General features: G+C 30.2%; 24 protein-coding genes. 21 read left to right on the top strand and 3 right to left on the bottom strand.

Annotated elements, in window-relative coordinates:
* Window positions 1–90: 90 nt before the first annotated feature.
* The 5 genes from PZA12_RS03220 (at window position 91) to PZA12_RS03240 (ending at window position 5,116) form a co-directional block, all read left to right on the top strand.
* Entirely contained in the window at window positions 91–441 is a 351-nt protein-coding gene (locus PZA12_RS03220) for a putative quinol monooxygenase (protein WP_078115964.1), read from the top strand.
* Between the two features lie 214 nt (window positions 442–655).
* Window positions 656–2,035 carry an MATE family efflux transporter gene (locus PZA12_RS03225; RefSeq protein WP_078115965.1) on the top strand — a complete coding sequence of 460 codons (1,380 nt, stop codon included), beginning with the start codon at window positions 656–658 and terminating at the stop codon, window positions 2,033–2,035.
* A 578-nt stretch (window positions 2,036–2,613) separates the two neighbouring features.
* Complete coding sequence (locus PZA12_RS03230; protein ID WP_077837132.1) at window positions 2,614–2,871, top strand: hypothetical protein; 258 nt, start codon at window positions 2,614–2,616, stop codon at window positions 2,869–2,871.
* Between the two features lie 557 nt (window positions 2,872–3,428).
* Window positions 3,429–4,262 (top strand): deoxyribonuclease IV, encoded by an 834-nt coding sequence (locus tag PZA12_RS03235; RefSeq protein WP_078115966.1) that lies wholly within the window; start codon window positions 3,429–3,431, stop codon window positions 4,260–4,262.
* Between the two features lie 173 nt (window positions 4,263–4,435).
* Window positions 4,436–5,116: a peptidylprolyl isomerase gene (locus tag PZA12_RS03240; RefSeq protein ID WP_078115967.1), complete on the top strand. Its 681-nt coding sequence runs from the start codon at window positions 4,436–4,438 to the stop codon at window positions 5,114–5,116.
* A gap of 100 nt (window positions 5,117–5,216) precedes the next feature.
* On the opposite strand, the gene PZA12_RS03245 is transcribed toward PZA12_RS03240, so the two are convergent.
* On the bottom strand, window positions 5,217–7,013 hold the full coding sequence (locus PZA12_RS03245) for a carbon starvation CstA family protein (RefSeq protein WP_078115968.1): 1,797 nt from the start codon (window positions 7,011–7,013) through the stop codon (window positions 5,217–5,219).
* Window positions 7,014–7,232: 219 nt separating this feature from the next.
* Here PZA12_RS03245 and PZA12_RS03250 point away from each other — a divergent pair, with 219 nt between their 5' ends.
* Window positions 7,233–8,426 (top strand): sensor histidine kinase, encoded by a 1,194-nt coding sequence (locus PZA12_RS03250; protein ID WP_078115970.1) that lies wholly within the window; start codon window positions 7,233–7,235, stop codon window positions 8,424–8,426.
* 26 nt (window positions 8,427–8,452) lie between these two features.
* Window positions 8,453–9,211, top strand: a complete 759-nt coding sequence (locus PZA12_RS03255) for a LytR/AlgR family response regulator transcription factor (protein WP_077837127.1) — start codon at window positions 8,453–8,455, stop codon at window positions 9,209–9,211.
* A 233-nt stretch (window positions 9,212–9,444) separates the two neighbouring features.
* Here PZA12_RS03255 and PZA12_RS03260 read toward each other — a convergent pair whose 3' ends face one another.
* On the bottom strand, window positions 9,445–9,813 hold the full coding sequence (locus tag PZA12_RS03260) for a MerR family transcriptional regulator (RefSeq protein ID WP_077837126.1): 369 nt from the start codon (window positions 9,811–9,813) through the stop codon (window positions 9,445–9,447).
* Between the two features lie 305 nt (window positions 9,814–10,118).
* Between PZA12_RS03260 and PZA12_RS03265 the strand changes: the two genes are divergently transcribed.
* The 14 genes from PZA12_RS03265 to PZA12_RS03330 all read left to right on the top strand — a co-directional run bounded on the left by PZA12_RS03265 (window position 10,119) and on the right by PZA12_RS03330 (window position 23,229).
* The gene (locus PZA12_RS03265; protein ID WP_078115971.1) at window positions 10,119–11,276 is read left to right on the top strand and encodes an aldo/keto reductase; all 1,158 of its coding nucleotides are present in this window, start codon (window positions 10,119–10,121) and stop codon (window positions 11,274–11,276) included.
* 198 nt (window positions 11,277–11,474) lie between these two features.
* Window positions 11,475–12,881, top strand: coding sequence for a nickel pincer cofactor biosynthesis protein LarC (gene larC, locus PZA12_RS03270; protein ID WP_078115972.1), 1,407 nt, complete (start codon window positions 11,475–11,477; stop codon window positions 12,879–12,881).
* A 55-nt stretch (window positions 12,882–12,936) separates the two neighbouring features.
* Complete coding sequence (gene larE, locus PZA12_RS03275) at window positions 12,937–13,746, top strand: ATP-dependent sacrificial sulfur transferase LarE (RefSeq protein WP_078115973.1); 810 nt, start codon at window positions 12,937–12,939, stop codon at window positions 13,744–13,746.
* Between the two features lie 84 nt (window positions 13,747–13,830).
* Window positions 13,831–14,577, top strand: coding sequence for a nickel pincer cofactor biosynthesis protein LarB (larB, locus tag PZA12_RS03280; RefSeq protein WP_078115974.1), 747 nt, complete (start codon window positions 13,831–13,833; stop codon window positions 14,575–14,577).
* A gap of 116 nt (window positions 14,578–14,693) precedes the next feature.
* Complete coding sequence (gene namA, locus PZA12_RS03285; protein ID WP_078115975.1) at window positions 14,694–15,734, top strand: NADPH dehydrogenase NamA; 1,041 nt, start codon at window positions 14,694–14,696, stop codon at window positions 15,732–15,734.
* 114 nt (window positions 15,735–15,848) lie between these two features.
* Window positions 15,849–15,995, top strand: coding sequence for a hypothetical protein (locus PZA12_RS03290; protein WP_011967911.1), 147 nt, complete (start codon window positions 15,849–15,851; stop codon window positions 15,993–15,995).
* Window positions 15,996–16,149: 154 nt separating this feature from the next.
* On the top strand, window positions 16,150–16,575 hold the full coding sequence (locus PZA12_RS03295; protein ID WP_078115976.1) for a UDP-N-acetylglucosamine pyrophosphorylase: 426 nt from the start codon (window positions 16,150–16,152) through the stop codon (window positions 16,573–16,575).
* 84 nt (window positions 16,576–16,659) lie between these two features.
* Window positions 16,660–16,797, top strand: coding sequence for a CPC_1213 family protein (locus tag PZA12_RS03300; protein ID WP_017212516.1), 138 nt, complete (start codon window positions 16,660–16,662; stop codon window positions 16,795–16,797).
* A gap of 460 nt (window positions 16,798–17,257) precedes the next feature.
* On the top strand, window positions 17,258–19,180 hold the full coding sequence (locus PZA12_RS03305) for a PrkA family serine protein kinase (RefSeq protein ID WP_078116077.1): 1,923 nt from the start codon (window positions 17,258–17,260) through the stop codon (window positions 19,178–19,180).
* Window positions 19,181–19,188: 8 nt separating this feature from the next.
* The gene (yhbH, locus tag PZA12_RS03310; RefSeq protein ID WP_077843538.1) at window positions 19,189–20,361 is read left to right on the top strand and encodes a sporulation protein YhbH; all 1,173 of its coding nucleotides are present in this window, start codon (window positions 19,189–19,191) and stop codon (window positions 20,359–20,361) included.
* A 4-nt stretch (window positions 20,362–20,365) separates the two neighbouring features.
* Window positions 20,366–21,736, top strand: coding sequence for a SpoVR family protein (locus tag PZA12_RS03315; protein WP_077837118.1), 1,371 nt, complete (start codon window positions 20,366–20,368; stop codon window positions 21,734–21,736).
* Between the two features lie 149 nt (window positions 21,737–21,885).
* A complete protein-coding gene (locus tag PZA12_RS03320; protein ID WP_078115977.1) occupies window positions 21,886–22,428 on the top strand; it encodes a rubrerythrin family protein in 543 nt (180 codons plus the stop codon).
* Window positions 22,429–22,439: 11 nt separating this feature from the next.
* Window positions 22,440–22,796 (top strand): hypothetical protein, encoded by a 357-nt coding sequence (locus tag PZA12_RS03325; RefSeq protein WP_078115978.1) that lies wholly within the window; start codon window positions 22,440–22,442, stop codon window positions 22,794–22,796.
* Window positions 22,797–22,884: 88 nt separating this feature from the next.
* Window positions 22,885–23,229, top strand: coding sequence for a hypothetical protein (locus tag PZA12_RS03330; protein ID WP_078115979.1), 345 nt, complete (start codon window positions 22,885–22,887; stop codon window positions 23,227–23,229).
* Between the two features lie 68 nt (window positions 23,230–23,297).
* Here PZA12_RS03330 and pssA read toward each other — a convergent pair whose 3' ends face one another.
* Complete coding sequence (pssA, locus tag PZA12_RS03335; RefSeq protein WP_077843540.1) at window positions 23,298–23,825, bottom strand: CDP-diacylglycerol--serine O-phosphatidyltransferase; 528 nt, start codon at window positions 23,823–23,825, stop codon at window positions 23,298–23,300.
* Window positions 23,826–23,876: the final 51 nt, after the last annotated feature.

The raw sequence follows: 23,876 nt of genomic DNA on the forward strand, positions 1-23,876 counted from the left end.
TTCCATTTAAGTTTAGTTTAAGTAGCAGCTATATACTATTTTTATAGAAACCAAACAGTGTTTAGAAATAATATTATTTGGAGGTATAACATGATTGAAACAAAAGGAAAACATATGATGATCGATCCAAGCCAACCTGGCACCGTGCTAAAGATGCATGCAAAGCCTGGAAAAGGTGATGCTTTATTTGAACTTACCAATAACCTTCATTATAACGGTGATACAGATGGGCCTGTAGATTGGATACTCTGTAGAGCTGATGACGATCCGGATACCTTGTGGGCTTTTGAGTTCTACAAGGACGAGGAATCGTTCAAGCGTCACTTCTCAAACCCAAATATTGAAAAGTGTCATGATGAGGTCATCGACCTTCTGAGTGAGATGCCCATGAGAGTCGAAGTTCATCCAGCCTTCTCCAGTTATCAACTCAAGGGGGATTAAAGTGTTTATAACTACAGTCTGAATTTAACAGATTGTGGTTTTTCTTTTTGTTTACATTACGTTTAAATTTCATTTAAGTTTAGTTTAAATAGAAACTATATACTATGTTTGTAGAAACAAAATAGGAATTAGAATTAATAATATTGAAAGAAGATTATGCCTTATTGTTAAGTGCTAATTTTATTACTTATACAACATGGAAGGAGTTCTTTATATGGAAAACATGGAAAATATGGATCAAAAATCGTTATACTATCTTGAAAAAGCACCTGTCTCTAAAGCAATAATACACATGACTATTCCTATGATACTAAGTAGTATCGCGTCAGTTGTCTATAATATCATCGATGCTTTTTTTGTTGGTAAACTTAATAATACTGCAATGATGGCGGCAGTGATACTGGCATTACCATTTTCATTAGTATTAATGGCAATTGGACAAATGTTTGGAGTAGGTTCTGGAACATATATATCAAGACTTTTAGGTGAAGGTAATACAGACAATACCAAAAAAGTTAGTTCCATTAACTTTTGGTCATCAATGCTTATGGGGATTATTCTAATGATGATATGTCTGCCCTTATTATCTTATATGTTGCCGCTTTTAGGAGCAAGTGGTGAAACGCTACAATATACAAGAAATTTTGTTATGGTACTTGTTATTGGAGCTCCAATTATCATTGTTAATATGGCGCTTGATGCAGCTGTACGTGCAGAGGGTGCATCCACTATTTCTATGACTGGTACCATAGCAGGTATTATAATTAATATAATACTTAATCCCTTTTTCATTTTCGTTCTAAATATGAATGTTATGGGATCAGCTCTAGCCTCTGTTTGTGGTAATATAGTTTCTGGTTTGTATTTTGTATATTATTTGCAAAAGAAGAGTACTGTTCAGAGTTTATCAATCAAGGACTTTAAACCAAGTAAAGAAATTTATGGTGAGATTTTTAAGGTTGGAGTTTCAGCTTTATTAATGAGCGGATTTTTTGTCATCATAAGTCTTCTTTTCAATAATTATTCTATGATTTATGGAGACAGTGTTGTAGCGGGATTTGGAATTGCACAAAGAGTTGTTCAAATTGTAGATTGTATTGGCATGGGCTTTGCGATGGGAGTTGTACCACTAATTGCATTTGCTTACTCTGCAAATAATCAAAAGCGTCTCATGGAAATTGTTAAGAAAACTATATTGTATATGATTGGTTTAACATTAACTTTAGGAGCAGTTCTATTTGCACTCAGGTTACAGATTATTGGTATCTTCAGTATTGATCCTAAGGTTATTGCCATTGGTCAAATAACTCTCATAGCTCAACTTTCCTCAACTGTTTTTGCTGCCCTATGTGAATTTTTTACTGGAATTTTTCAAGCTCAAGGTGATGGTGTGAAATCAAATATTATGGCCGCTGTGAGAGGTGTTTTATTTGTCCCTATTTTGATTGTGGGAAACCTAATATTTGCTGTTAATGGTGTTATTTGGGCTATGACAGCTACAGAAGGGTTATCATGTCTTATAGGAATTGCCCTATGGCTTGGAATTAGAAGAAAAAGCTTACTAGAAATCTCTATGAATAAACAGATAAGTTAAATTAACCATAACTTTTTAGCATAAGCGAAGATGAGCGGAATGGTGGGTTCAGAATTTAGATAGTGGTTATAAAAGTATGCTTTATTAAATACTAAAGGATTTTTCTGAATGTAATTAATTAAAAATCTTCTGACTGTAGATTCATATAGTTAGAGGATTTATTTTTTTACATATTTTCAGGATAAATAAGCATTAATTTATATTTAAATAAAAAGAGCCCCTAAAGGTAAGGGGCTAGTGAATAGGTTAAAATAAAAAGCGACTGTGAATGGAGAGTAACTAAATGAGAAACAAATAACATTCAAGAGGTTTCTTTTAATTATATGAAGACTAACATCAAATAATTCTAAATAGTAATAGATAATCCTTCTCATTAAGAAACTTTTAATTTGTGATGATGCTAGATTTATTAGAGTCACTTTAAAGGATTCCTTAGAAAGAGAGGGATATCAAGTAGTTGATGAGGCAGATCCTCGTTATTTTCTTTTAACAATATATTAAGAAATGATTAATATATTTGACAAAGAACTGACAAGAAAAAATAATAGTATATTCATAAGGAAGGAAGTTTGATATTTATGTTAAGAGAAATTGAAGAATTAAAAATTAAAGATAAAATTACAGTAGAAGACAAACAAATGCTTAGAAAAGCACTAGATGGAATAAAGGGATGGAAGTTTAATCCGGTTGCAGTTATTACAAATGGAATTGAAGATTATTATTTTATATGTAGAGTAAAAACAGTAATAAAAGATTTACAAATGAAGATGGCAAAAGTGTATATTAAAATACAAGAAGGGAGTAACCCTAGACTGTTAGCAATAGAAGAAATATAATAATTCAGATACATGAATAAGTAAAAATGGCAATAAACTTATATCTATAATGTATAGAAAAGCAATTTCTAAGTAGAAAGTGTAGGTGAGAGTAGTAAATAAAGGTATAAAACTATATTACAATATAAAAAGTTTTTCGAGATAGGCTATGTGATAAAACTAGTCCTATCTTATTTTTATGTGTATTTTAGAAAGAACGATAATTTATAAATAGATATTGCAGCTCAATAAAGTTTTTTATCCATAATTCACTTAGTATAAAAGTAGAGAATGCATCAAGCGTAAAAAGCTTTGTCATTAAAAGTTAAGGCAGTTTTTATTAGAAATAATTTATTAATGACAATGCTTTTTATATGAAAGATTAAATATGTTGATTATGAAGCTAATGATTTTTCTAAGTTCTTTATAAAATTATTAAAAAAAGTTACTAGGTTTATTAATTATAATATTTAAATTTGATGGAATATAAAAATATTATATAGGCAAAAGTACAGATAGTAATTAAAATGATATTATGAAGATATATTATATTACATAAGATGCTGGGAGGAAATACAATGTTAAAGATAGGTTGCCATTTATCGGCTTCAAAAGGATTCAAGAATATGGGAGAAGAGGCTATTAGCATAGGCGGAAATACATTTCAATTTTTTACTAGAAATCCAAGAGGGAGCAAAGCAAAGGCTATAGATGAAACAGATATAAAAGAATTTTTAAAGTTAGTAGAAGAAAATAATTTCTCTAAAATATTAGGTCATGCACCATATACGTTAAATGCTTGTTCTGCAGATGAGAACACAAGAAAGTTTGCAGTAGAGGTAATGAAGGATGATTTAGAGAGGATGGAGTATATTCCTAATAATCTTTATAATTTTCATCCAGGAAGTCATGTTAAGCAAGGCGTAGAGATTGGAATTAAATATATTTCAGATATGCTAAACGCAGTGCTTAAACCTGAACAAACAACTACTGTATTGCTTGAAACAATGGCAGGAAAGGGGACCGAAATTGGACGTACATTTGATGAATTGAAAGAGATTTTAAATAATGTAGAATTATCACACAAGGTAGGTGTTTGTCTTGATACATGTCATGTTTATGATGCAGGGTATGATATTGTTAATAATTTAGATGAAGTAGTAGAACAATTTGATAAGATAATTGGCTTAGATAAATTATGTGCAATACATTTAAATGATAGTATGAATCCATTTGGAAGTCATAAAGACAGGCATCAAAAAATAGGAGAAGGTTCTATTGGATTAGAGGGAATTAAGAATATTATTAATCATCCAATGTTATGCAATTTACCATTTTTCCTTGAGACACCAAATGAGCTTGATGGATATGCAAGGGAGATAGAATTATTGAAGAGTATATATCAAAATTAAAAATATTTATTGATAAAATTATATGCTCTGTATAGCGTAATTTTACTAATCAAATTGCATTATGAATAAAAAATAATAATATAGCAATATTACTTCTATAATAAATATTAAGTAATATAGAGAATTATGATATACTTAAGCTGTTAAAATATACATAAAAGGTGGAAAAAGTTATGAGGATCACGAAGAAGAAAAGTTTTGTTTTTATAACAATTATAGTGGGAATATTTTTATTGGTAGGTTGCGGAAATAAAAATGCTAGCAATGGAAAAGGGGAAGCAGATAATTCCTCTAAAACAAGTGAAAGCAATGAGGCAACTCCATCAGCAAATAGTAAGGACCTGCCAATAGCTACTATAAAAGTAGAAGGATTTGGAGAAATTCAAGCTGAATTATATCCTGAAATTGCTCCTAATACTGTTAACAACTTTATATATTTAGCCAATAAAGGCTTTTATAACAATTTAAAATTCCATAGAGTAATTAAAGGGTTTATGATCCAAGGAGGAGATCCTAAAGGAAATGGAACCGGTGGGCCAGGTTACTCAATTGAAGGGGAATTTACTTCTAATGGTTTTGCAAACAGTTTAAAGCATACAAAAGGAGTATTATCTATGGCAAGAGCACAAGATCCTAACAGTGCAGGAAGTCAATTTTTTATAATGTCAGGAGATGCACCAAATCTTGATGGAGAATATGCTGCTTTTGGAAAAGTAATATCAGGGTTAGATATAGTAGATAAAATTCAAAATGTAGAAACTAGTTCTGCTGATGCACCTAAAAAGGATGTTGTAATTACATCAATAACTGTTGATACAAAAGGTGTGGAATACAAAGAACCGAATAAAAAGTAAATTTATAAATGTAGCTTATAATCTAAGAATACATGATTTAGTGGAGACTTATATGACTAATATTAATCATATAAGTCTCCACTAAAATTTTATCAGGCATTTATTGGATAGCTTGCGTAATGGAGTTTATTTTATCACTGGGATGCTTATTCCAATTATTTTTCCAAGATTTAATACATTCATATAGGATTATAATTAACATAGCAAGTATTATAACTGATAACACGGTTAATGTAGTCTTACCATTTGGAATATAGTTATTAAAGATATTTTCAATAGAAGCTGTTGAAGTTGTTATAGCGATAAATATCATAGGTAATATTGTTATAGTGGTATATTTTTTCTTGCCCATCTCTATAAGTACAGAAGTTCCGATTGCAAAAGCAATTGCGGCAAGAGTTTGATTGGCGACTCCAAATAGAGGCCAAATAGTTGAAATGTTACCACTATAAAGTAAAGCTCCCCAGCTAAGTGACATTAATGCACTGAAAAATACTAGATTAAATTTAGAATCTTTTTTAGCAAGTGGTTTGTACATTTTGCCAAAAAGATCTTGTAATAAATATCTTCCTATTCTTGTTCCTGAATCTATAGTTGTTAAAATAAATAATGCTTCAAACATTATACAGAAATGATACCAATAAGACATTAAGGTTGATGCACCAGGTAGCTTTTGGAACACATATGTCATACCAACGGCTAAAGACACAGATCCACCAGGCCTTCCAGCAAGTTTCTCACCAACAAGTGACTCGAGCATTCCTAAATCTTTTGGGACTAAATTTAATTTATCAAAAACTTCTGGCAAGGAGTTTATAGCAAAATAATCAGATGTAGGCAATGATGTAGCTGCAATCAATGCCATGAGGGAGACAAAAGCCTCAAGTAACATAGAACCATAACCTATTGGAAGAATATCTTTTTCACTCTTTATTAGTTTTGGAGTAGTTCCAGTGCTAATAAGTGAATGGAATCCAGATAGCGCACCACATGCTATTGTTATGAATAAAAACGGAAATACTTTACCGCTGACAACCGGACCACCACCATGAACGTATTGAGTTAGTGCAGGCATTTCTAAATTTGGTCTGACTATTATTATACCGATAACTAAAGCGCCAATAACTCCAAGTTTCATATAAGTACTTAGATAATCACGAGGTAATAATAATAGCCATACAGGTAAAGCCGCAGCACAGAATCCATAGATTACTAATATTACAGATAGTTGTTTAGTATCAAGAGTCAAAAAATTACCAAGAGTTGTACCTTCAATTTGTGGCCCAAAGATAACTGCAAGCATTATTAAAGCCATACCTATTATAGTAGCCTCACCTATTTTACCAGGTCTAATGTATTTTAAATAAATTCCTATAAAAATTGCGATTGGAATAGTAGCTCCAACTGTAAATGTACCCCAAGGGCTATTATAAAGTGAGTTAACGACTGGTAAGCCAAGACCAGCCATTGTAATTATTAATATGAAAATAACTGAAATGGAAGTAATAAAGCCAATTCTTTTTCCTAATGTATGCTTTGCAATTTCTGCTATGGACTCACCATTAAACCTGACTGATGCGAAAAGCATTATCATGTCATGAACTGCACCAGCAGCAACGGAACCAATCAATATCCAGAGAGCACCAGGAAGGTAACCAAACTGGGCTGCTAAAACGGGTCCGATAAGAGGACCGGCTCCTGCAATAGCTGCAAAGTGATGACCTAGCAGAACCCACTTATTTGTTGGAACATAATCCTTGCCATCATTGTATATTTCTGAAGGAACTTTTTTAGATTCATCTAAAACCAATACCTTTGCAGCAATGAAAGCGCCGTAGAATCTGTATGATAGTATTAGAATTAAAGCACCAATGATAACTAAAACAATAGAATTCATATATACATCCCCTTTGTGTAAATGTTTTCTTTACATTGCTAATCTAACATTAGAAATAAATAATTACTACATTTTACATGTGAAATGCTATATTTGATGGATGAATTAACAAAACATGGTGGTAGTTTGCAATAAGTTTTATATAAATGAAGTATAAATTGAGATTTTTTTACATAGTAGTATAATTTATGTATATAGGGACGGAAAGGAGGTAATAGTATGTTGATGGTAAATATGTTAGAGAGAATGGCACTTATAACAATATTTATATATATAATACTACAAACTAATATTATGAAGTGTTTTGTTAAGGACAAGTTTGATAGAAAAGACAAGATGATGATGATAATTATATTCTCAATCCTTGCTATTTTAGGAACTTATTTTGGAATATATATAAAAGATCAATCATTAGCAAATAGCAGACCAGTTGGAGCGATAGTTGCAGGATATTTAGGGGGACCTGTTATTGGAATTATAGTGGGATTTATAAGTGGATTGCATAGGTATTCGTTTGGCGGATTTACGGCGTTAGCTTGCGGATTATCAACAATTGTGGAAGGCGCAATAGGTGGAGGATTTAGAATATTATTTAAGGAAAAGGGGCTAAACCCAGCTGTTGCAGGGTTAGCAGCAGTAGTAGCAGAAATTACTCAAATGATAATTATATTAATGTTTTCTAAAGATATAAATTCAGCAATAGATCTTGAGAAAACAATAGCATTATCTATGATACTTATAAATTCTATTGGTGTATTTTTAATAGTTATGGTAATTGAAAGCTCAAAAAAATTAGTTGATGGTGAAGTAAAACTTATAAAATTAAAAGAAGAAAATAAAGTAGCGGAATTAAAGGCTTTAAAAGCACAAATAGAGCCTCATTTTTTATTTAATTCTCTTAATGTGATAAGTGCGTATTGTAGAACTGATGGAGAAAAAGCAAGGGAACTTATATTAAATCTTTCAAATTATTTTAGGGCTACGCTAGAAATCGAAGGAGATTTTTCTACACTAAAAAAAGAATTGGCTTTGGTAAAGGCTTATGTAGCAATTGAACAAGCTAGATTCTCAAATAGACTAGAAGTGAAATTTTTAATAGATGATAATTTACTGGATATAAAGTTTCCAATACTCATACTTCAACCAATTGTAGAAAATTCAATTAAACATGGGATACTGAAAAAAATTAATGGTGGGATAGTAACAATTTCGATTAGAAATGGTGAAGATGACGTTAACATTGAAATTAGTGATAATGGAGTAGGATTTGAAAATGCAGATGAATCTTTGTCAACTGGACTCGGCCTTAAAAATATTAATAATAGACTTAGATTATTGTATGGGGAAAGTTATTCTTTAAATATAACAAGCTCAAATAATGGAAGCAGTGTTAGCTTTAACATTCCAAAATAATTATTATGATTAAGGGGGAAATTAAATTGAAATTACTAGATGAGATAAAAGTAGTAATAGTAGAGGATGAAGCAATATCTAGCGATGAGTTAAAATACATAATATCTAAGGATGGTAGATTTAAAGTTGTGGGGCAAGCCTATGATGGAATAGGTGCATTAACTTTAATAGAGAGTGAGGAACCAGATATTGCTTTTATTGATATTAATATTCCAGGAAAAAACGGAATAAAGTTAGCGGAAGAAGTAAAAGAGATATTTCCGGATGTAATTCTAATTTTTTTAACAGCATATGATACTTATGCAATAAAGGCTTTTGAACTTAAAATTTATGATTATATACTAAAGCCATATGATGAAAAGAGAATAGCGGAATCGTTAAATTGTGCGTTAAGTACAATTATTAATAGAAATGAGAATGAAATAATAGATATATTAAGTAAACTTGAAAATAAACAAGCATTGAAAAAAATCCCATGTGAGAATAATGGAAAAATAATTCTTATCGATGTTAACAAAATTTCCTTCTTTTATTCAGAAGGAGAGAGGAATTATGTTAAGACTAATAAAGAGATTTATTGCACAACAAAAACTTTACAAGAGTTGACTGAGAAAACAAATTTTTTTAGATGCCACAGGAGTTATGTAGTCAATCTTGAAAAAGTTAAAGAAGTCTATCCTTGGTTTAACGGGACTTATAAGTTAATTATCGATGATGATGAAAATAATGAAATACCAGTGAGCAGATCTCATGTTAAGGAAATAAAGATTATTTTAGGACTATAATATTATCTTAAATTTTAGAAATGAATAAATTTTAAAGAATATCAATTAGAATTAAGTTTTGCAAATTAAGAAATCGAGTAAATTTATTAAAGAAAATATCAACTTATTTATTTGCAATTTATGAAAGAGCCTAAATAAAGGATAATCCTTATGTATAATGTTAGCAAGCCTAACAATGGATATCCTTTATTTAAATTATTTATAATATAAATACAAGTTTTATATTATATTAGTTATACGGTCTTTTTACAGGCACAATTATAAAAATTAATTTTGTAATTAATTTTATCAAGATTTCTTTGTAATTCGGCTATTTGGCTTATAACTTCTTCACGGTGTTTTATAAAAATTTCTCTACGAACATCAATAGTATTATCACCTTTAAGGCATAACTGAATATATTCTTTGATTTGCTTTATAGGCATACCTGTATTTTTTAAACAACAAATAAGCTCAAGCCATTCTAAATCTTTTTCTTTAAAATCCCTGTTGCCTGACTCACTGCGATCCACAAATGGAAGTAAACCTTCTTTTTCATAATACCTAAGAGTGTGTGGCGTTAAATGCGTTTTTTCAGCAACTTCAGCAATACTGTATCCCATAATATTATCCTCCTTTAAACTATATGATGTATTTTACAACTTAGAGTATACTCTAAGAGCATGCATTTGTAAAATTGCATCAAAAAATTATTTAATATAAAAGTTATGAATGATGAATATGGTATTGTAAATAAAAAAATTACTTTTTAATTCTAGAACAATGACTTTAGGCTGTAATAACGAACTTACATTTTCATTTTAGAGTTTATTTTTCCCAAATATGTTGACTTAGAGTTAACTATAAGATGTAAAATATATATAGAACAATTTATAATGTAAATTATCTATTTTAAGGAGGAATTACTTTGTTATATAGAGGTTTTGGAAAGACAAATGAAAAGGTTTCAGTTTTAGGGTTTGGTTGTATGAGGTTACCTATTATTGATGGAGATACTACTAAAATTGACGAAGAAAAAGCTACAAAAATGATTCGCCACGCAATTGATGAAGGAGTTAATTATATTGATACTGCATACCCTTATCATGGAACAGGAATGGGAAATGGAGGGGAAAGTGAACCATTTGTAGGTAGAGCTTTAAAAGATGGATATAGAGAAAAGGTGAATTTAGCTACAAAACTTCCTAGTTGGGCAATTAAGACTAGAGAGGATATGGATAAATATTTAAATGAACAATTAGAGCGATTACAAACAGATAGAATAGATTTCTATTTAGTTCATGCTTTAAATAAAGGTTCTTGGGAAAATTTAAAGAAGTTAGGAATAGATGAATTTTTAAACTCAGCAATTAAAGATGGAAGAATAAGATATGCAGGATTTTCATTTCATGACAAGTTAGAAGTTTTTAAAGAAATAGTGGATTATTATGATTGGTCATTCTGTCAAATTCAATATAACTATTTAGATGAAGATTTCCAAGCCGGAACTGAAGGCTTAAAATATGCAGCAGATAGAGGTCTTGGAGTTGTTATCATGGAGCCGCTTAGAGGTGGAAAAATAGTTAGAAATCTTCCAGATGTAGTTACTGATACATTTGATAAAGCAGAAATTAAGAGATCTCCAGCCGAATGGGCACTAAGATGGGTATGGAATCATCCAGAGGTATCTGTAGTACTAAGTGGTATGAATGTAATGGATAATGTTACTGAAAATATTAGAGTGGCAGGTGAAGCTTTACCAAATTCACTAACAGAAAAAGAGTTGGAAATAATGGATAATGTTAAAAAAGCATTTAAAGAAAGAATAAAAGTTAATTGTACAGCTTGTGAGTATTGCATGCCATGTCCAGCGGGCGTAAATATTCCTAAGAATTTTACATTATATAATGAGTATAATATATTCGTTACTCCAGCAACAGAAAAAGAACTTAAGGAAAGATATAATGGAGTAGCACCATCAGAAAGAGCAGATAAATGCGTTGAATGTGGTAAGTGTGAAAGCCATTGTCCTCAAGCAATCAAGATTCGTCAAGAATTAAAAAATGTTAAGACAATATTTGCTTAAAATAAGATATTATAATTCGCAAAATAGTTTCTAGACAGTTAAGAAAAGATGATTACATTCTCAAAAAAGAAAAAAATTTATATGTTCAAAAGAGCATTTTTTCGATAATTAAGAAAATATAACATTATATAGACAAAAATAATGCAAATTAAAAATAGATTTATTAAATTAATACAAATGAGTTAAGGAGTGAGCTAAATGAGAATATTATATTACGATTGTTTTTGTGGTATAAGTGGAGATATGAATCTGGCAGCGATGTTGAACTTAGGAGTTCCTAAAGAATATTTATTTAAAGAAATTTCAAAGCTTAATTTAAATTCTGAATATGATATACAAATTAACAGTTCTGAGAAACTTGGAATAACAGGAACAAGAGTAGATGTTATATTAAAAGATGAACTAAATAATGCAGATAACATAGGATATAAAGATTTTGAGCATTGTAGTAATGATATTATAAAAGATCACAGTCACTCTCACGTACATGATGAAGAGCACAATCATCACGATCATTCTCATGGTGAAGATGCTTCACATAATCATGAACACAATCATCCACATAGCCATGAACATGATTGTTCACATAATCACGAACCAGCTCATGTTCATAACCATTCAGGAAATCACGAGCATCATCATAGAAATTTAAAAGATATAGAGAATATAATAAATTCTAGTGACTTAAGTGAAAAAGTTAAGAATTTAAGTTTAAATATGTTTATGAGAGTAGCAGAAGCAGAAGCAAAGGTACATGGCAAAACATTATATGAAGTACACTTTCATGAAGTAGGTGCCATTGATTCAATTGTTGATATAGTAGGAGCTGCTATTTGTTTAGATTATTTAAAAGTGGATAAGATTATGGCGTCTCATGTTCAAGTTGGTGGTGGATTCGTAAAATGTGCTCATGGACTTATGCCAGTTCCAGCACCTGCGACTGTAGAAATATTAAAAGGTATTCCAATAAATGTTGGAGTGGTTCAATTTGAAACAACTACGCCTACAGGCGCTGCGATACTAGCTGAAAATGTTCAAGAGTTTACTTCAAAAATGGATTTCTCTATAAAGAAAATTGGATATGGAATTGGACATAGAGATCTAGATATACCTAATGTTTTGAGGGTTTATTTAGGGGAAGATAGTAGATTAGAGAAGATAGAAGAACAATATATATTGGAGACTAATATAGATGACATGAATCCTGAATTTTATGGATATATTGAAGAAAAGCTTTTTGATGCAGGGGCATTGGATGTTTTTAAAACTCCTATATTTATGAAAAAAGGAAGACCAGGAATAAAGTTAAGTATATTAATCAGTGAAAAAATAGAAAAAGATATTTTGGACATAATTTTTGAAGAGACTACCTCTATAGGCGTAAGAAAATATAAAGTTGAAAAAATAATGTTAAATAGAGAGTTTTCAAAGGTAGAAACTCAGTATGGAGAAGTAACAATCAAGAAATCATATTATAAAGGCAACTTAGTTAAATATAAGCCTGAATATGAGGAATGTAAAAAGATTGCAAAAGAGAATAACATAACTATGGAAAAGGTGTATAGGGAAGTTTATAAACAAACTTCGAATATCTATAATGAGTAATTCTACAATCAAATTAAGAAAATAAAAATGTATAGGTGAGAGGCGGAAGAGATAGATGATTAATAATGATAAATATAGTGAACTAGTGAAATACCTTAAAGGATTAGGAAAAGTAGTTTTAGCATTCTCGGGGGGAGTAGATAGCACATTCTTACTTAGAGTAGCCAAAGATGCTCTTGGGGACAATGTAAAGGCAGTAACGATTTTATCACCATATATTCCTAAGTGGGAAATAGCAGAGGCTAGAGAATTGGTAAGGGAATTGGGAGTTCAACATGAAATTATTGAAGCTCCAATTATTGACTCAATTAAATTCAATCCGGAGGATAGATGCTATCTTTGTAAAACAGCTGTATTCACTATGATATTAAATATAGCAAAAGAACAAGGGTATAACTGTGTAATTGATGGGACTAATTTTGATGACATAAGTGATTATAGACCAGGTCTTAAAGCATTAAAAGAATTAGAAGTAAAAAGTCCACTATTAGAATGTAAATTAACTAAAGCAGAAATAAGAGCATTCTCTAAAGAATTGGGACTTAACACCTGGGATAAGCCACCTTATGCTTGCCTTTTGACAAGGATACCTTATGGAAATGAACTAAAAGTAGAAGATTTTGAAAAGATTGAAAATGCAGAAAAGTATATGATGAGCATAGGTTTTAGAGCTGTTAGGGTAAGATGTCACGGTGACTTAGCAAGAGTTGAAGTAAGTAGGGATGATAGAAGTAAATTATTTAATGAAGAACTTTTAGACACTATTGCTGAAAAAATAAAAGAATGCGGATTTAAATATGTAACATTGGATTTACAAGGTTATAGAGTAGGAAGTTTTAATGAAACTATAGTGAAAAAAGAATAGAATCAAAAATAAATAATAATATTTTAAAGATGAATTAAAGTGGTTTAAGAAGTTAGCAGAGAAAATCTTAGGAGGATAAAGCTAATGAACAAAGAAGAAATTAAAGAATTGTTAGAAAGTGTTAAAGATAACAAATTAAATGTAGATGAGGCACTTGAAAAGTTAGAAGATCTACCTTTTAAAGATTTGGGTTTCGCGAAGATAGATAATCATAGAGAAATTAGAGTTGGCTATCCAGAAGTAATATACTGCGAAGGTAAGACTGTAGAGCAGGTTAGAGATATTGTAAAATTTATGATTACAAAAAACAATAATATATTAGGAACGAGAGCTAATGAGGAAATGTATAATGCAGTTAAGGAAATATGCAAAGAAGCAGAATATAATAAACTTGGTAGAACAATAACTATTAGGAAAAATGAACAACCTATTACGGAGAATTATATAGCAATTGTTGCAGCAGGTACTTCAGATTTACCTGTTGTAGAAGAGGCATTTGAAACGGCCAGTATATTAGGCAATAGAGTTGAAAAAATAACTGATGTTGGAGTTGCAGGGATACACAGACTTTTTTCAAAGTTAGATGTCATTAGGGGCGCAAAAGTTGTCATAGTAATTGCAGGAATGGAAGGTGCCTTAGCAAGTGTTATAGGAGGTTTAGTAGATAAACCAGTAATAGCAGTACCAACAAGTGTTGGGTATGGAGCTAATTTTGGAGGGATTGCAGCATTATTATCTATGCTGAATAGTTGTGCTAGCGGTGTTAGCGTAGTTAATATAGATAATGGCTTCGGGGCCGCATATAATGCTAGTATTATTAATAAGCTGTAGTTTTTTACAATGATTTTATATGGTTAACTTCTATTTAAAATTCAGTATCTAATTGTTTAGTTAGGAAAGAATAGAATTAACATCATAAATATAAAAACAAAAGGGAGGAGAATTATATGTCAAAACTTTTTTCGAATTTTAAACTCAAAAATTTAGAATTTAAAAATAGAATTGTTATGGCACCTATGTGTATGTATACAGCTAAAGAAGATGGAATAGCCACTGAGTGGCATAAAATACATTATGCTACAAGAGCTTTAGGCGGAGTAGGACTTATAATCCAAGAAGCAACTGGAGTTGAAAGTAGAGGAAGAATAAGCGATAAAGATTTAGGAATATGGAATGATTCACAAATAGATGGCTTAAAGAAGATAGTTGATACATGTAAAAGCTTAGGCGCGGTTATGGGAATTCAACTTGGTCATGCAGGTAGAAAGTGTGAAATAAAGAATCTTGAGATTATAGGGCCTAGTGCTGAAGCTTTTAGTAATGAATATAAAGTCCCAAAGGAAATGAGTAAAGAGGATATAAATGAGGTAATAAATGCTTTTAAAAGTGCTGCTAAAAGGTGTATTGAAATAGGATATGATATTATAGAAATCCACGGTGCTCACGGATACTTAATAAATCAATTTTTATCTCCTCTTACCAACAAAAGAACTGATGAGTATGGAGGAAACTTAGAAAATAGGGCACGATTTCTAAAAGAAGTAGTAAAAGCGGTTAGAGAAGTGTGGACAAATGAAAAACCAATAATACTTAGGATAAGTGCTGAAGATTATTTAAATGAAGGAAATCATCCAGAGGATTTGGCTAAAATAATAAATTTGGTTAAAGAAGAAGGAATTGATATAATTAATGTAAGCTCAGGTGGCGTTGCACCAACTCCTGTTCCAATTAAGGTATATGAAGGATATCAGATAAAATTTGCAGAGATAATAAAAAAGAATACAGGACTTCCTGTAATAGCTGGAGGACTTATTATATCGCCTTATATGGCAGAGGAAATAATTCAAAATGATAGAGCAGATATGATTTTCTTAGGAAGAATTCTTTTAAGAAAACCATACTGGCCGCTTGAAGCTGACTCAAAATTAGATGGTGAGGTAAAATGGCCTGAGCAATATGAAAGAGGTAAGTTTAGGAATAATAGATAACCATACTAATTGGAAATAATCAATTTTATTAATAATTATTTGAATAAATTTTAATTTTGGAGCCAGCAGTATAAAATGAATTTAAATGTACACCATAATAATGAGGTGATACATATGGATAATAACAAAAACAGAATAAAAGATAGACCTAAATCTAATGCGGAACGTAGAAAAATAGATCCTAAAAATAATGCGGATTTAGGCATTATTGATGGAAAAAAGATAGGTGCGCCTCCACATAAAGAAAAGGATCACCTATAATATAAAGAGGATATATCAAAATGTTTTTATCTGTTTGATATATCCTTTATATTTTATATTAACAAGTATATAGATAGAGGAAAATTAAATTATTAATTTTTTATAAAAGCAATTATAATAGATGGTGTACTACATAAGCAAAGGAGAATAGCAAATGAAACTAGATTTAACAATATTTGAATTAGGAAAACTTTTAAAGAAAATAGAGGATAAATATGATTTGAACATATTAGTGAAATTAGCCTTGAGCGGTGGATGGGCTACAATAACTGGTAATGCTAATATTCTAAAGCATCCAAATGATTCGAACTGTGGCTGCAATGGGAAAGACAACATTATAGATATAAGAGTAGAGAGTGATGGTGATGAGCATGGAACTGTAATAAAAATTACAGGTGCTAAAGATAAAAAGTTTAATATAGATATATCAAGTACTAGATACAAAGAATTGCGTCCGAATAACTTAACTGTTAACAAAATAAAAATTAACGAAAATGAAAGTAAATTAAGAATTGATGAAAATATAATATTTACAATAGGCGCGTCAGTTGATGATATAAAAGAACTTATAGAAAACTAAATATATATACAACATTAGCCAGCATAAAACAGTCCGAAATACACATAATATTAAAGAGTCAATAGGAAGAGGAGAGTGATATAAATGGACAACAGTATGAAAAAGAAACATACAAGCAAACATAAGACTTTAAATCATAATCCACAAGCAGAAAGCGTAAAATCAGTTTTTGGTGAGCCAAAAGCGAAAGATTCTGAATTTACTCCAAGAACTTTTGACTAGTAGGGTAGAAATTAAACATAGGCACAATTGCAGATATTATATAATTGTATTGTAGAATGATTTTTGGAATATAAATTATGTAATAGACAAAACAATTTAATAGTTAAAGAAGGAATATTTTAAGTATAAAGAACTTAAAATATTCCTTTTTTAGTGCAAAAGAATTTAATGTTTTAAGGTATAAATTTGAAATATTATTAATTTATTTAATAAATAGTTATTAATTAGAAATATCAAAATATCTATATATTAGACAGGCTACAATGGAAAACAAAATTATTATATGGATGTTATTTAATAAAGTTATGAAATAACACTCACTAAGTGATAAATTTGTATGGTTATTGTTTAGGTTTTTATTTAATAGGAATTAAACAGTAAGTATTTGAAAAAAGTAGTCATAATGTCTTTGTTTAATTGAATATATTTTAGTTATAAAGGAGGAGGAGTGTTTATGAGTATGAACTTTAAAGAATTTATAGAAACAGATAGAGAAAAGTCTAACACCCAAAAGTTTGAAGGAAGTTTTCTAGAATATTTAGATATTGTTAAGGAGAATCCAGAAGTTGTCAATCTTGCTCATAAAAGAATCTATGAGATGATTATGAGCAAAGGCGTAGAGGAGTTAAAAGGTGAAGAAAACCCTCGAGTAAGAAAAATCTATGGAAATGATGTAATAAGAAAATATGGTTTTTTTAAAAATGATTTTTATGGAATTGATAAAGTTATAATGAAACTTGCAAGTTATTTTAAATCAGCAGCCATGAAAGGTGAAGAATCAAGACAGGTATTATACCTTGTTGGTCCAGTAGGAGCAGGTAAATCTTCAATAGTTGAGAGTTTAAAATCAGCTTTAGAAAGCTGTGAACCAGTTTATTCATTAAAGGGATGCCCAATGCATGAAGAACCTCTTCATTTAATTCCAAAACATTTAAGACCAAAATTTGAGGAAATGCTAGGAGTACAAATCGAAGGAGATTTATGTCCAGTATGCAGGTATAAACTTGTTAATGAACTTAAAGGAGTTTATGAAGATTTTCCGGTTGAAAGAACAGGATTTTCTATTAGATCAAGAAAGGGAATTGGAGTAGTTCCACCTGTTGATCCAAATAATCAGGATACATCAATACTAACAGGATCAATTGATATTTCTAAGATGGATATGTATTCTGAAGATGATCCAAGAATTTTTTCTCTAAATGGAGCATTTAATGTCGGTAACCGTGGACTAGTAGAATTTATAGAGGTATTTAAGAATGATGTTGAATATCTTCATACAATAATTACTGCAACCCAAGAAAAATCAGTACCATCTCCAGGTAAGGGCTCAATGATTTACTTTGATGGAGTTATAGTTGCTCACTCAAATGAGGCAGAATGGAATAAATTTAAATCAGATCATACAAATGAAGCAATTTTAGATAGAATTGTAAAAGTTGAAGTTCCATATTGCTTAGAACTAGATGAAGAAGTTAAGATATATGAAAAAATATTAAAGAAGAGCAATTTTAAAGCACATATAGCACCACATACTATTGAAATCGCAGCAATGTTTGCAATACTTTCAAGATTAACACCTTCAGCTAAAGTAGATGCAGTTACAAAACTTAAGATTTACAATGGCGAAGAAATTGTTGAAAAGGGGACTACGAAGAAGATCGATATTGGAGAGCTTAGAGAAGAAGCAGGCCAATATGAGGGCATGAAGGGAATAAGTACAAGATTTATAATAAAAGCAATAGACAATGCACTTGCTGAGTCAGGACATGACTGTATAAATCCACTTAGCATAATGGAAAGCATAATAAAATCTGTTAAAGAACTAGACATCGCGGCAGACGATAAAAAGAAATATTTAGGCTTTATTCAAGATAATATAAGAAAAGAATATAATAAAATTCTTGAAAGAGAAATTACAAAGGCATTTATTCATTCATTTAGAGAACAAGCTGAGAGTTTATTTAACAATTATATAGATAATGCTGAGGCATATGTAAATAAGACTAAGATAAAAGATGTTTCAACTGGTGAAGAACTTAATCCAGATGAAGAATTTATGAGAAGCATAGAAGAGCAAATAGGTGTATATGCCGCATCAGCTAAAGGCTTTAGATCAGATGTGACTTCATATATGTTCTATATAGTTAGGAAAGGCGGAAAATTAGATTATACTTCTTATGAACCTTTGAAGGAAGCAATAGAAAAGAAATTAACAGCTTCAGTTAAAGATTTATCAAGAATCATAACTAAATCAAAGGTTAGAGATAAGGAACAAGCAGAGAAATATGATTCTATGGTTGAAGAAATGAAAAGAAACGGATATTGTCTTCATTGTTGTGACGTAATCTTAAAGTATGCAGCTAATAACTTATGGAGGGACTAGATTAGCTTATGGCAATATTTAGAGATTACACTAACAATCAAATTGATCACGACAGATCCATAGAAGATAGAAGAAGACATAGGCAACTTGTAGAAAAATCAATAAAAGAAAATTTGGGAGATATATTATCAGAAGAGAGTATCGTTGGAGAGAGCAAAAACAAAAAATTTAAGATACCAATTAAAGGTATTAAGGAATATCAATTCGTTTATGGAAAGAACTCTAAGGGAGTAGCTAGTGGAGTAGGTAACGAAAAAAGAGGAGAAAAATTAGGGAATGGAAATAAGAAATTAGCCAAAGGAAACCAGGGAGCTGGAAATGAAGAGGGTGATGATATATATGAAACAGAAATCACTCTCGAGGAGCTAATGGACTATATATCTGAAGATCTCAACCTACCTAATTTGGATCAAAAAAAATATTCAGAAATAGTTACTGAAACTAGTGGTAAGAAGAGAGGATATCAAACTCATGGAATAAGACCAAGACTTGCAAAAAAGAAAACAGTTATGTCAAAGATAGCAAGAAAGCAAGGAAAGAAGAGAGCATTAAGGGAATTAGAAAGTGATGAAGAGTTAGATAGGTTTCCTTTTAGAGAGGAGGATCTTAGGTACTATAGAGTTAAATTAAAACCTAAAAAAGATAGCAATGCAGTAATGCTATTTATTATGGATGCCTCTGGTTCTATGGATGTGACTAAGAAATATTTAGCAAGATCTTACTTTTTTGTGTTGGCAACTTTTCTAAAAAGAAAATACAACAATATAGCATTTGAATTTATATATCATACTACAGTTGCAAAGAGAGTAGATGAATTCGAATTTTTCCATAAGTCTGAATCTGGTGGTACTTATATATCTAGTGGCATTAATGAGGCATTAAAGGTGATTGAAGAGAAGTATCCTCCGGCAGCATGGAATATATATAGCATATACGCAAGTGATGGAGATAACTGGTCTGAAGATAATGAAAAAGCAGTTGCAGCGGTAAAAAATATATGTGAGGTTAGTAATATGTTTGGTTATGCTGAACTTTTACCATCAACATATACAACTACAATGTATCATAAATTTAAAAAAGAGATAACTAATGAAAAATTTGTTCCTGTAATTATAAAAGAGAAGAAGGACTTATGGGATGCACTTAAGATTATGCTTAGGAAGGAGTTAAAGGAGGAATAAGAAATTGGAATATAGCTTTAGTGATATTGAAAAGTGGAATGAGAAAATAGAGAAAAAGGTTAAGGAATATGGGCTAGAATGTTATCCTCAAGAATTTGAAATTATAGGCTTTAATGAGATGATTGGATATGAAGCTTATGTTGGAATGCCTTCAAGATATCCACATTGGAGTTTTGGTAAATCTTATGAGAAAAGTAAAACACTTTATTCTTTAAATCTTACTGGCCTTCCTTATGAAATGGTTATTAATTCAGATCCTTGTTTAGCATATTTAATGAAGGATAATACGTTATTGTTACAGATATTAACAATGGCCCATGTATATGGGCATAATGATTTCTTCAGAAATAACAGATTATTTAAAGAGGGTACTAATGCTAAATATACTTTAGAAATGTTTAATTTAGATGCTAAAATAATAAGAGATTATATTGATGATCCAAGTATTGGATACTCTGAAGTCGAAAGAATACTAGATGCAGGCCATGCGATAAGGTATCAATCTAAAAGAAATGTTGGAGTTAAAGAACTAACTAACAATGAGATTAAAGAAAATATTTTAAAAGATTATGAAAGTAAAAAAGAAAATAGAGATATTTTAGATCCTTATGAAGAAATTACTTTACCAGATTTAGATAAGATTCCATTGGAGCCTGTTGATGATCTCATGGGATTTATAATAAATTATGGTCAGTTACAAGAATGGCAGAAAACAATATTAAGAATTGTTAAGAGAGAAACAGAATATTTTATTCCTCAAATTGAAACTAAAATTATGAATGAAGGATGGGCAAGCTATACACATTATAATATTTTAAAACAATTAGAATTACCACAAGAACTCCATCTAGAGTTTTTGAAAAGGCATAATGATGTAATAGCTCCTGCTATAGGCGGTTTAAATCCTTATTATGTTGGATTCAAACTATTTGAAGATATTGAAAAAAGATATGGAAAGGAAAAAATATTTGAAGTAAGAGAAATTGAAAGAGATTCTTCATTCTTACGGCGTTATTTAACTAAAGAATTGTGTGAAGAATTAAATTTATTTCAATATAATCAAAGAACTTTTGATGTTGTCATTGAAGAAATTTCAGATGATACTGGCTGGAAAACTATTAGAGATACTTTGAGTTATACTGCAGGTATGGGGAATATACCATATATTAGAGTTATTGATTTGAATAAGAAAAACTATACATTGACTTTAGAAAATGTTTTTGACGGAAGACCACTTGAGCTTTCTTATGCAAAAGAAACGTTGAAGTACGTTCAAGAATTATGGGGACATGATGTTAGGCTAATTACTAAATCAAGCGATAAGCAAGAAGTAATCTTAACTTGTAATCAGGAAAAGAAGATAATTGTATCCTAAAAGGTCGGGATTATGAAAAATAATAAACAATACTTTATGATTTGAGTCAATAAGCATGTTTCATCATTATGAGTTAACTTATGAGGTAACCAAAAGTATAAAAATGAATAGTTTATATATGAGAGAAAGTAATATTTTGGGAGACAAAGATGAACTTAAAAGGTAGTCAAACTGAAAGAAATTTATTTAAAACATTTGCAGGAGAGTCTAGAGCTAGAAATAAGTATACTTTTTATGCTGAGAAAGCTAGGGATGATGGTTTCCTCTATGTTGCAGAGGTATTTGAAGCAACTGCAGGTAATGAAAAAGCTCATGCAAGAGAAGTGTTTAGAAGATATTTAGATAGGATTAATAATACAAAAAATAATTTGATAGAATCTGCACTTAGTGAATCTGAAGAAAGTAAAGTAATTTATAAAGAATTTGAGGAAATTGCTAGAGAAGAAGGTTTTGACGATATTGCAGACTTTTATAAAGAACTTCAGGAAGTTGAAGAACATCATAAGGAGAGATTTTTAGATTTAGCTAAAAAACTCAAAGAAGGTAAGATATTTAAATCAGATAGAGAAGAAGAATGGATATGTCTAAATTGTGGTTATATATACGAAGGTAAGGAAGCACCTATGAAATGCCCATTATGTAGATATCCAAGAGCATATTTTAGAAGATTATGTAATGAGGATTGTAAGTAGGGGGAAAACATATGATTTATGAATATCCTGAAGAATTTGTGGTTCCTGTGGTTTATGTAGAGGGTTTGAAAGAGAAGCCTATGAACAGAAGTTTGGAGTTTAAGTATTTTCAGATTGATGAAAGTATGACTCCTAGTGAAAAGCCACAAGAAAATAAAATGTTTCAGATGAGCACGTACCATGATGAAGATATTTCAAACAAAGGAATGATGTTTTTAGATTTAGATGAAGATTTACTTCAAAAACCTTGCCATGAAAAATATAAGTTTGATGATATAGTTGAAAGTGAAGAAGAACATTATAGCTCTAACAATATATTTAACGATATAGATAATGAATATGCTGATGGTGAAACATTAAGAATGTAATGTATTATTATTTGTAGTTAGTCACTTATTAGGGATTAACTACAAATATTTTATTTAGATAGTATTAATTTTTTGTAAAGGATTAATTATGAGATTTAATGATTTAGCTAAAAAACAATATGAAGATATCGATAATTTAAGTGTATTATTAAAGAATTATGTGGATGTTTATAGACTATTAATTGCTGGAGCATCAGAACTATATGGTGTAAATTTAGCAGAGAAAAGTGAAGTTAAGAAAGCACTAGATAGAGTTGAAAATGTAGGTGAATTAATAGATAAGTTGATAAGCACTTTAGAACGATGTGAAGGTTCTTATCTAAAGTATTGCAAGATTAAAAATGAATATATTACAGTAAGCACAGAGAAAGATAAGATATTTACTGAAATAGATAATGAATTGAATTTTCAAAACTCAGAAAGAGAAGAATAATGATGAAAACTAAACAAAAAAACTCTATCTTGAAACTTTAGGATAGAGTTTTTTATTATGGACTATAATTAAAATTTCTTTAACTTAATTTTACTTACCATTAAGTATGAACCAAGGATCATCAAAAGAACAACAAGATAAATCGATGGTGTAATATTAAAATTAAATATAATCAGTGAAAAGAATGCCATAAAGCAACCTGCTATTGTTATTGGCACACCAGTAAAAGCGCCGTCAAAATCAGTAGTATTAAATCTGGCTAATCTATAGGCACCACAAATTGGAAATAGCAATAAAACTATAAATCCAAATAATCCTTTAGGTCCAAAAGATTCAAGATTGAATAATATATATACTAATATAGATGGTGCTACTCCAAATGAAACTAAGTCAGCTAAAGAATCCAATTCTTTACCTAATTCACTAGAAACGTTTAAAAAACGAGCTATTCTTCCATCATACCTATCTACCAATCCTGCTAATAAAATAAATGCACCTGATATTGCATACTTTTCATTCATTACTGATAATATAGATATAATTCCACAAGATAAATTAATAAAGGTAAATACATTAGGAATACAACTTTTCCTCATAAAATCACTCCTAAAATTATAAAAAATACTTACAAAGAGTTATTATAGCAC

The sequence above is a fragment of the Clostridium beijerinckii genome (genome assembly GCF_036699995.1).
Classification (GTDB): domain Bacteria; phylum Bacillota; class Clostridia; order Clostridiales; family Clostridiaceae; genus Clostridium; species Clostridium helianthi.

Coding starts and splice junctions, on each gene's coding strand:
- PZA12_RS03330 (WP_078115979.1), top strand. CDS start 22,885: ATGAGATTTAATGATTTAGCTAAAAAACAATATGAAGATATCGATAAT.
- PZA12_RS03305 (WP_078116077.1), top strand. CDS start 17,258: ATGAACTTTAAAGAATTTATAGAAACAGATAGAGAAAAGTCTAACACC.
- PZA12_RS03225 (WP_078115965.1), top strand. CDS start 656: ATGGAAAACATGGAAAATATGGATCAAAAATCGTTATACTATCTTGAA.
- larC (WP_078115972.1), top strand. CDS start 11,475: ATGAGAATATTATATTACGATTGTTTTTGTGGTATAAGTGGAGATATG.
- PZA12_RS03260 (WP_077837126.1), bottom strand. CDS start 9,813: ATGGGATACAGTATTGCTGAAGTTGCTGAAAAAACGCATTTAACGCCA.
- yhbH (WP_077843538.1), top strand. CDS start 19,189: ATGGCAATATTTAGAGATTACACTAACAATCAAATTGATCACGACAGA.
- PZA12_RS03230 (WP_077837132.1), top strand. CDS start 2,614: ATGTTAAGAGAAATTGAAGAATTAAAAATTAAAGATAAAATTACAGTA.
- PZA12_RS03290 (WP_011967911.1), top strand. CDS start 15,849: ATGGATAATAACAAAAACAGAATAAAAGATAGACCTAAATCTAATGCG.
- PZA12_RS03245 (WP_078115968.1), bottom strand. CDS start 7,013: ATGAATTCTATTGTTTTAGTTATCATTGGTGCTTTAATTCTAATACTA.
- PZA12_RS03240 (WP_078115967.1), top strand. CDS start 4,436: ATGAGGATCACGAAGAAGAAAAGTTTTGTTTTTATAACAATTATAGTG.
- namA (WP_078115975.1), top strand. CDS start 14,694: ATGTCAAAACTTTTTTCGAATTTTAAACTCAAAAATTTAGAATTTAAA.
- larE (WP_078115973.1), top strand. CDS start 12,937: ATGATTAATAATGATAAATATAGTGAACTAGTGAAATACCTTAAAGGA.
- pssA (WP_077843540.1), bottom strand. CDS start 23,825: ATGAGGAAAAGTTGTATTCCTAATGTATTTACCTTTATTAATTTATCT.
- PZA12_RS03235 (WP_078115966.1), top strand. CDS start 3,429: ATGTTAAAGATAGGTTGCCATTTATCGGCTTCAAAAGGATTCAAGAAT.
- PZA12_RS03220 (WP_078115964.1), top strand. CDS start 91: ATGATTGAAACAAAAGGAAAACATATGATGATCGATCCAAGCCAACCT.
- PZA12_RS03295 (WP_078115976.1), top strand. CDS start 16,150: ATGAAACTAGATTTAACAATATTTGAATTAGGAAAACTTTTAAAGAAA.
- larB (WP_078115974.1), top strand. CDS start 13,831: ATGAACAAAGAAGAAATTAAAGAATTGTTAGAAAGTGTTAAAGATAAC.
- PZA12_RS03250 (WP_078115970.1), top strand. CDS start 7,233: ATGTTGATGGTAAATATGTTAGAGAGAATGGCACTTATAACAATATTT.
- PZA12_RS03325 (WP_078115978.1), top strand. CDS start 22,440: ATGATTTATGAATATCCTGAAGAATTTGTGGTTCCTGTGGTTTATGTA.
- PZA12_RS03300 (WP_017212516.1), top strand. CDS start 16,660: ATGGACAACAGTATGAAAAAGAAACATACAAGCAAACATAAGACTTTA.
- PZA12_RS03320 (WP_078115977.1), top strand. CDS start 21,886: ATGAACTTAAAAGGTAGTCAAACTGAAAGAAATTTATTTAAAACATTT.